Below are 9,833 nucleotides of genomic sequence, written 5' to 3' on the forward strand. Positions count from 1 at the left end.
GCTCTCCGTAACTAACAGGTTGTTCAGCCCCCGTCTATCCTAGTTAAAGGTTGCGGAGTCGTCAGATTTTGTTTCATTCCCTGGCTTGCCGATGACGCAAACGATGGGCTCCCGCTACTGTAATTGCCTGACAGGGCACTGAGGTCCTGAACCAGTCGCTGGTAGTGCTGGTAAAGTTCCGTATTATTCAGGCTTGTTCCTACTGGCCGCTTACTCTCCGACCCAATGTTGTTTTTCTCACCTCCGGCCAGGCTGCACAGGTAATTCACCAGCCGTTGCCCTCTGCGAATGATTTTGTTCAGAAAGGTCACGGCTTCATTCTCTCTCCCGTCACTGTCGTCCATGGCTGACGTACTGTCATTTCTGTTGATCATAGCCATAGGGTTCAGGCTGACTTGTCCACCTTTAAAGTGCAGGCTGGCCAGCACGTCCGGTTTCACCAGTGCCAGTGTCTGGTTGTTGCGGGTATTGATGATCCTGAAGGTTTGGCTATCCAATGGCAGGGAGTGGTTGTTGTGGGTGAGGTTGCTCTGCGCCTGCGGGTTACACTGGCTGAACGCCACCTGTTCCGGGGTCAGGTCGGTAAAGAACAGTGCGGTGCTGTTATCACCCGACAAACGTCGTAAATCCGCCTTAGACCCGGACGACAGTAGAACATAATGCTTGCCACGGCTGTCGATTGTGCGGGCTGGCCTGCACGCCCGCAGGTCATAGACGTCATTGCCAACACCGCCGACCAGCGGGCGGGTCCAGTCCAGGATGGCCTGCCACAGGCTGGTGTTGCCGGGCGTATCCAGCCTCCGGTTGTCACACTGGTCGCCCCGGTTTGCCAGCACTTCTGGCCGTGCTGCGATGTTGCCTGAGGTTCCCAGCAGCAGCAGGTCATGACCGCCCCATCCACGGAGTGACCACTGTCGGGCGTCGGCGCCAAGGTACAGAATATTACTGCGGCTATTGCCCCAGAGTCTCGCTGTCCTGTTACCGATGGCGGACGAGCTGATTACGGAGGGTAGAAACGGCCATGACTGGTAACCGCTGTCGGGTTTCGGCCCGCTCACCTGAACACTGCCCGGCTCCCAGCCCCACTGTCCTGTGCCGGTAATAAACACCTGACGTCTGACGTATGTGGCGTTCAGGGGTTCCAGTGTCAGTTTAATCCCGTCCATCGCCTGGTAGGTGACGATTTTTACGGGTTGGTCCTGCTGGATGTACAGGGGGTTGCTGGCTGTGGCGTTGATGAATCGGAGGCGTTCCTTCCTGACGAGGCTGCTCACCGTGAGTGGCAGGACGACCCCCTGACCTGAGTCCGTCACCCGTGCTGCCAGGTCGGATAATGACAGCTCAAGGTCATTGAACACCAGCGTTGTGGGTTGCAGGAACTGGTCGTGCTGTCTGGCCCAGACCTGCTGAATCTCGATCTCGGCATCGCCGGTGGTAAACCGGTTGGACAGCACCAGGTTCTGACCCCGGCGCCAGACAAGGAAGAGGAAGGCCGATACATTCAGTTCAATGCGGGTTTGTGCCCTGTCGTGCTTGGTGATGCTTTCTTCAGCCAGGCCGGGATGGATGAGGATTCGGGTAAAAAATGACAAGTCTGTCTCATCCAGTTTAATCACGTCGGACCCACCCTGGCCCTCCACCATGATCCCGAACCGCTGTCGGGTACCGTTCCGGACAAAGGCCACCCGATGCTCTTGGTAGTAAGTGTCCAGCCGCAACGCTTCCAGTTTGATCTTGTCGGCTCTGGGGGTTCCTGACAGCAGCAGACCCTCGGCCATCACGGCGACCCTGCCAAAGGTCCCCAGTGATTGGTAACCCTTTTGGGTGACCCGGTACAGCGTCTGGTTGTTCCGGTTATAAACGACCGTGCTCGTTGACGGAGGGAGCGAGAACTTCCGGACGCTGCCAATCACTTGCTGAACGCCGTGCTCCTTGCCAGGCAAACCGAACAACAGTCTTTGTTTACGGGAACTCTGGCCCTGGTAATCCATCCAGGCTACCTGGGTTGGGGAATAGCCAGGGCGCAGCGTGAGGGCGATCAGTTCGGTGTCAGCCTTCTGGCGTATGCCCGCTGGCAGAGATCCCATGGCCTGGTTAAAATCTTGCCGGGTCCAGTAGACCAGGCCGCCGGTGGTGTTTCTGGGTCCCATCAGGCTGAGGTCCAGCGCCACCAGGGCCAGATGCTCCCGGTTAGCCAGGTATTGGGCCGTCGGTGTCTGGATGCGCCACGCCCGGGCACCCTGTTCCCAGTGGTGGCTACCCCTCAAGTCGATACGCTTAGCCATGTAACGGCAGGGAACGGAGATTTGGTCATCGAACTCACTGGGCACCCCGGTCAGCGAAGCGGCGGCGGCCTCACCACAAAAGGGATGGCCTTTGGCGCCCTGATCAGGCTGTCGGAAAAACTCGAAAGCCTCCTCTTTGCGAGTGTCCGACAGGGCGAGCAGTTGGCCGTCGTCGTTCACCATGACTTCAAACTGGTCACGGGTGTTGGCTGCCAGCAGGGTGTCGCTGTCCAGGTAGTACCAGACGTCCAGTTGCCTGATCGCGCTGAACAGGGGGTGGTCGATGATTGCGGTGATGGGTCTCAGCGGCACCAGCCCCACCTTGGCCGAGAACCCCTCCCGGGCCCCTTTCAGCCGGTCTCGCAGCAAACTCTTGAGCTCACGGATGAAAAAACGGGCACTGGCGGTGGTCCAGGTTGTACCGGGGTGTTCTATGGTCAGTTTGGCGAAGATCAGGTTGACTACCTTGCCCAGGTTCAGGCTGTCCACCATCAGGCCAGACTGGGGGGTGAACTGGTGCACACTCAGGGTATCGTTCGACTTGGCGACGATCTGCCCGGTGGCTTCCACCTGCCAGTTCTTAAAAGGTCCTGACTCCACCGACAGGTTTTCGCTGACCACCCGGGTGTTATCCCAGGCCTTGTCCGGTATCCACAGCCGGTAGCCACCGTTGGTATCGGCCAGGAGGCTGCCGGAGTGCGCCTGCACATGCCTGAAGACGCCGACGCTGGCTATCTTTGCCTTTACTTTTGCCTTTTCCAGCGCTTGCTTCTCGCCTGCAGGGCGGATCAAATGGAAACCGGAGTTCAGCCGCTGGATGCCACCGGGGCGATTCACGTCGGTGCTGAAGTAATACAGTTTGCCGGAGTGCCGACTGAACAAAATGTAGTAAACAGTCTGGCCCCGAACCACCACCTTGTGGACCGGCAGGTGCTCTTCACGCAGTGCCCTCCGGACACGCTCATTGATCGTCCGTAAACGGCTTCCGTCGTTTCTATTGTTTGGCATGTCGCCATCCAGCAGGCTGCTCAGGAAGGTAATATAGGTTCGGGTGGCGTCGTCATAAAAACCGGTCCTAAGAAGATGACGCCTGTCGTAGCTATCGACATCCTGCAAGGGAATCAGCCCATGGTCGGATGTCGTTGTGTCAGATGCCACTGCAGGTGGGGTAGGGGGTACACTGAGCTGGCCATCCAGGGTTTCTGCCGCAATCACCTGGTGAGCCAGCTGACCGGACGGGCTGGCCGTCAACAGGTAATAATAGGGGGCATCAAATACCAGCAATTGTGACTCATCTTTGTTCGGTACTATCTTTGAGACATGGCGGCCAAACGAGCGGGCACTCAACTCATCGAAGTGCCTGATTTCCCGGGTCAGTGCCTCTTTATTCTGAAATAACACCTGGCCGTTGGCGGAGTCAAAAAAATAGTAGCCGGTAGCCGGGTTTCCCTGGACCGGTTGCAGCTGGACCGGTTGCAGCTCGGCACTGGCAGCAATGAGCCGGATTACCTGACGGTTAAGGGTGTCGTACCAGAGTCGGATACGGTCTAATTGATTCCGGTTCGCTTCCGCCAATCCCAGCCTGTCAGGGAAGCAGCGGTAAGGTTTACTGAGATACTCATTGGCCTGTCGGTCACAGTCCTGCTTGTGTTGCAGCCAGGCCGGGTTCTGCTCGACCCGCGAGGGCCGATCGGGTCCCATAGGTGGCGGGTCAAAGGCACTGTTCATCGCCCATGGGTTCGGTTTTTCGGGCGCCAGCCAGATTGTGAGCCACTGCTCCGGCGCTCCGGCCATACAGCGTGCACGGATCTGAGGTGAGAAGTCGCAGTCTTTCAGCTCCAGCGGCAGGAACCGGCTGGCCGCATTGTAACGGCTCATGATTCTGTTCAGTTTCGACGCCCTTGATGGCCCGTCATTCAGTCCGCTATTGTCGTACAAGCGTTGAATCACTTTTTGATCCAGCAGCCGCCACTCAAACTGTGCGTTGGGATCCCGGGCCACTACTTTATACGAGGAAGCCTGTTCATACCAGGAGTGTGGTCTTGGTTCAGGAAATCGGAAAAGGGTCTCACCCAGCTTGAAGTCCCGGTTATCTTCATAGGACAGGCTCACCCAGGACCGACAGTTTTGTACCTGGTCATCCCGCTCAGTAATGCAGGCATAGGGGAGCTTGCCGTCGTAGTTCAACACCCAGGTAGAGGCCGTCTGCCCCTGGGGGTGAAGGTGGATAGTGTGTTTACCGTTGGATATCAGGGCGTAGGTTTTGTTGGCCCCTTCAGGACTATACACGTCATACTTCAGAAGTCGGGAGAATGTCGATGAGACCTCGCGAAAGAGGACGACGTGATCCTTGTTATCGAGATACAGTCTGCTGGTTGACTGACGGTATTTCAAACTGTCGGTATGGGTGAACATCTGGCCAAGGTATTTATAGTCGTAGCTGATGTCATCACATGAGCCAAGCCCGTCGCACTCGGTATACCGGGTGTCTTTCACTTTTTTCTGGTATAACCGTTTCAGCTTGCTGTCGCTGACAGCATCCAGAAGTTTCGCACCGGGGGAACTGTTGTCTGGCGCACTCCCTGGATCGCGCTGGTCAAAGGGAGAGTAGAGGAGCTTGACCTCCCACGGGGGTACAGAAGGCATGAAAATGACCTTTTTATCGCTCATCTGCCCCAGGTTGCGGAATACCCCGTCTGAGCATTGATACCCGGTTAAACGCGACTCCGTCCGGCACAATGTCGCCAGGGCATCGTCGATCAGGTTAAAGGTGTCAGGGGAGTATTCGATCCGGTTGATGTCGCTGGCGCAGTGCCGTAAAGGAGCCTTAGGTACATAGGGTATCTTCTCACAGTTTTTCTGTTTCCAGTTGTCTTTTTTCCCGGCGATTAAGGTGGGCTTGAATGAATAGACGCCACCGTAGGTCAGGGTCTGGTTCACCAGGTTGATAGACCGGATGTTCAGGGTCAGGAGACTTTTGCCATCCCCGCTCATCAAGGCATTGAGGGTCTGCTTGTTGGCCAGGAAGCTTTTGGGGTCCAGCTGGGCGTGGATCAGGTCAAAGATTTTGGCAGCCTCACCCGAGGCATCCTGCAACTTTTTGTAGGCCAGCTTTTCTAACTTCCTTTTATAGTTCTCCTGAAAAATACCCCTGACGTAGTGCATGATCCCGTCAATAAATGCCCCGACTGGCCCGAGGAACTCTGAAATGACGGAGACATAGGTATCCACCCACTCAAAGGTCACCATGGATTCCATGAGTTTCTTGACTTCCGGGTCCTCTTCGTTCTCGTACTCAATGAGGGTCAGGGTGAGACTGGCTCCCGGCACGGCGAGACCCAGTATGGGCACAAAACGACCGACTTTTTTACCCAGCCTGCCGACTTTTTTCAGACCGCCGGGCAACTTGCCCGACCCGGGAATATCGGGTAGCTTTGGTGGTTTCTGACCGGGGGGCAATGACGACCGGATGGCCGGGATGATTGTCTTGATCCCCTGTCGCCCGAGATTGATGATCTCAATCCCTTGCAATGCCACAGCCGTATAAAAAAGCGTCTGGCGCCCGGTATAAATCTGCTGTTGGGTGTCCGTCATATTCTGAGACGGGGGATTTTTGTAATGGTGTCCCACAGGGGAAAGCCCTGCTATCAGGTCGTAAAGGCCTATAAAAGACCTGAGCTTTTCCAGTCCGTTGGTGGAAGATTTTTTTCCTTTGACCCGGAATCCCTGACGACCCGTCCCCTGGAGAAAGCTCCGGAAGCGATCAAAGGCACCGGAGGTAAAGCGGATGTTCTTACGGGTCAGGGTATCGGGTTCCATAAAGTCCATGCGCCAGCCACGGCCATCCCGACGGAGGGTATCCAGTTGGGGAACCATGCTGTCGGCGAGTGAGTGCCGGGCTTTAATGTCCCCCAGGGCGGTGTCAAACTCCAGCAGCCGCTGCCTGAATTCGGCTCGTTCAGAGGCCACACCTGAGAGGCTGTCTTTAGTCCGGAGCGGCACCGGAACCGAAAGGTGGCTGGGCGGCAAATAGCGGAGCGGGGGATTTGAATCCGATGGCCGGGGCGACCTCAGCACAGTCTTTTCGCCAGGAAGCAGGCGGTACTCCGGTTGTCCGGTGCCGGGTGAGCGCAGCACAAGGCTTTCAATCGCCGGGCGGTCCTTCGGCATCAGATGCTGGATATCTTTCACCAGTCGTTTGAAAACCTGGGGGCTGCCACTTCTGGGTTCGACAATCAGCTTGCCCACCAGGGGTTTGCCATGGGTGGGCGAGCGGGTCATAAAGGTTTTCAGGGCGTTCAGGGCTGTGATTCCGCGGGACTGGTTGCTGCTGGCAAGATCGCTGACGGTCAGGGTGGCGATGTAGCGGTCCGGGGTAAAGTCGACCAGTGTCGTCAAAGCATGGGCAATCATTCTGGCTGGCCGACCGAGAACGGTGACGCGGTTGCCGTCTCCCCCGGCGATGGCCGACTGAACCCGGCCATCGGGTGTGAGCAGCGCATAACCGGCAGCGGGGGTAGCTTTCAGCAACAGGGGCTGACCACTCAGGGTCCCGTCTTTTATCTGCTGTTGCGCGCGGGTAAACGAATCTTCGTTCAGGGCAATGACCGAGTGCATGCCCCGGGTGTCAGCTAATGCGTCCTTGGCTTCGAGGCGACGATACCGGGTGAAAAAATTTTGCAGCCAGCGCTCAAATTCGTTGGCGGGTTTGATCAGGGCGATATCCGTTTTGTCTTTGTCGGCTTTAAGATAGAGCTGGGTTTTGAAGCCGGAAAGTAACCGGAGGGCATACTCCAGATTTTTGCGTTGAGCATTGCAGCTGTCGGCACCGGCTGATCTTCGAGGCCTGCGACAAGCCCCTTGTGGCGGGACCGGGAGAACATGCACGTTGTCGAAATCATTTTCGAATTCTGCGTTAATTTCGGCGGCACCTTCCGGCGTTTCAATATCGACATTGCGAATATAGTATGAGCCTTTCTGTACTTGGTTTTTGATGTTTTCGAAGGCCTTGGCCTTTGCTTCATTACTTTTGAAGTGTTCTATCTCCCGCTCAAGCTGATTCATGTGATCATTGTGAAAACGTCTTTCATAGCGCGCAAGCCACTCAGTGTAAGAGGAAGATTGCATCGCCATTTGGAGTGTTTCTCTCAAACGTCTGGTTTCTGTTTCATCCGGATGGATGAAAGCAGCATTTTCAGTCGGCGGTTGCTGCACTAATCCAAAATAGATCGCTGCCTGGAAATCTGTGTAGTATGAGTATTTGCTGGCATCTTTTCTATTGTCGATAAACTCACGGCGGCCTGTGGAAGTGGGCACTCTGTTTTTGGATCTGGCAGAGGCAGAACCATCCTGGTGTCTGTCACCGGCATACATCATTTCGACAAGGGCTGCAGCTGAATCCGTCGCGAGTCTGGGATCGGTCGAACGCTGCGAATTCTCAGCGACTACGGATTCGAACAACTGATCTGCGAACATGGATTCGGGAGTTTTAATGTCGGGTCTGGGATGAAACTCTTTATCAGGGTCAAGGGAGTCCAACCCGAACTTGGCTATGTAAGTAACGGTGTCGTCTTCATTCCGGGTAAAAACAATACGGTTGAGTTCAGGATCGGGCGCATCTCTTGAGGTTGACGGCCTGTTAGGATCATCACCGGTGGTTTGCCGTGGAACGCCTGCGGATAAGTATCCCCGAACTGCAACAGCAGAATTTGCACGGATACCTTTTTTGGCCAATTTTCTCAGAACTTCAGGTACAATATAATCTTTCTGGTCAGCATCCAATACACCCTCAGAATCTGGAATGCCTTGTGCAGAGTTATCAAAAGAGAATGCTATGTTTTGTACGGTGGTATTCTCGGGGATCACTGTGCTTAAGATTGTTGATAGCCTTTGCACTAAGGATTGGGAGTGAATAGAATAAAAGTTATCCGATTCGATATCAGGGAAATCAAGACTTCCAGTAATGAAGACTTTAGTGTCTTCGCCGATATTTTTGAATGGTGTTCCTAAAATTGTTCTAATTCCTAGTCTTTGCCTTTTAACAGAATAAAAAAAGTCATACAAGACGTTCTTGCCTGCTGGAGTGCGATACCTATAATATTTTGCATAACTCTGCATTGCCGACTTTCCATCGTCCTCAGTCGGGGGCATATTAATCATTATGAACTTGCCGTATGGTCGCCTGTGCGCCGGATCTGGCAGGTCAGAATCAGAGCTCATGCTATAGAAGGGGTTTTGCTCTGAGAAGCTCTTAATTCGGGAGATTAAAGGTTCTTCTCCGTAATCGGTGCTTTCTATTCTTTCAAAAGCGTCATAACCTAGTTTGGCGAGAATCCGGTGGTCAAGATCCCCGTTATTATATGAAAGCTCCGCTAACATGATTGCAATTTCATTGATTTTTTCGTTGTCGGCAGGATCTTCATATTTAAAGAATTCATTTAAAGTCTTGTTTATCTCCGTTACGCGTCTTTCTTTGCTTATTTCATTATTATTTTTAAATTTTTCTAAAACACTATGGAAAAATGTGGCTTCCTGGATTACTTTTTTGATCAGTGGGTTATTTGGGAAAGCTTCCACCATCATTGGTTTGACTGAATCATCGAGGTGTCCAGCTCTAATCTCGTCTTTAGGAGGTATAACTCTACCGAAAAATATTTTAGAATTACTAGCCCACTTCATATTTTGACGATTACTCAGTCTATGAAATAGATCGCTAATATTGGTTATTTCTACGACAGCTCTAATTCGATTTAATTGTTCTTGTGGCAGGTTTATATCGTCTGTGTTGAAATAACGGTCAGGATCAGGAATGATTCCACATTTGAACATATGTTGCACAATAGCATGTATCTTGGCTCTTTCTAGCTGCTCTCTCTCACTACTGTCCAATCCCCCTTCCGACACAGGCGCGTGCGAAATGCCCATTTGTTCAAAGGGCGCAAGCCTCAGTGCTGGTAGCAGTCCTTCATCAAAATACACCCCTCCATCAGAGAATAAATGAGAAAACCCTATAGCTCTTGCGGTTATCACAGGTTTTTTAAGGCTTAAGGTGTACTTAATATATTCACTGTGTTGTCGTTCAAAAGCAGAAGTATCTCCTCTAACATAAGCCCTGCTAATGGAATTTTGAATTTGATTTAACTCATTGATGGTTTTATTCCATTGGGTGGCAAACGACCTCTTTACACTGTCTGAAAAATCGGCTTTCATTATATCCAATTTTTCTATGTCATCGTTTTCACCCATAAAAGTATCGATTTTTTGCCAGATACTACGCCTCAACCGCGCAATATCAGCGGGGTAATCTGTTTCAATCGTTTGTTGCATTCTCTCAGAATACAGCAACGAATATAAAATTCTTTTGTATATCAAGGCTTTGGGAGCCCATACATAGATGTCATGGTTCGGGTTCGCCCAGGCCCATATTGACAGCCAAATACGCTCCCAACCTTCAGTAGCATCGACAATAGCAACATGTACCTTTTTGGTTATAGATGGCATGATAACTCCTGGTAGATTGAACTGCATGGTTTTCAGAGGGGGGTGATA

Annotated in this window: 1 protein-coding gene; it reads right to left on the reverse strand. The window is 52.9% G+C overall.

Annotated features, from left to right (window positions below):
* Positions 1–23: 23 nt before the first annotated feature.
* Complete coding sequence (locus ACOMG9_RS08655; protein ID WP_494530094.1) at positions 24–9,785, reverse strand: hypothetical protein; 9,762 nt, start codon at positions 9,783–9,785, stop codon at positions 24–26.
* Positions 9,786–9,833 lie beyond the last annotated feature (48 nt).

This window comes from Endozoicomonas sp. PH6C (genome assembly GCF_059322965.1).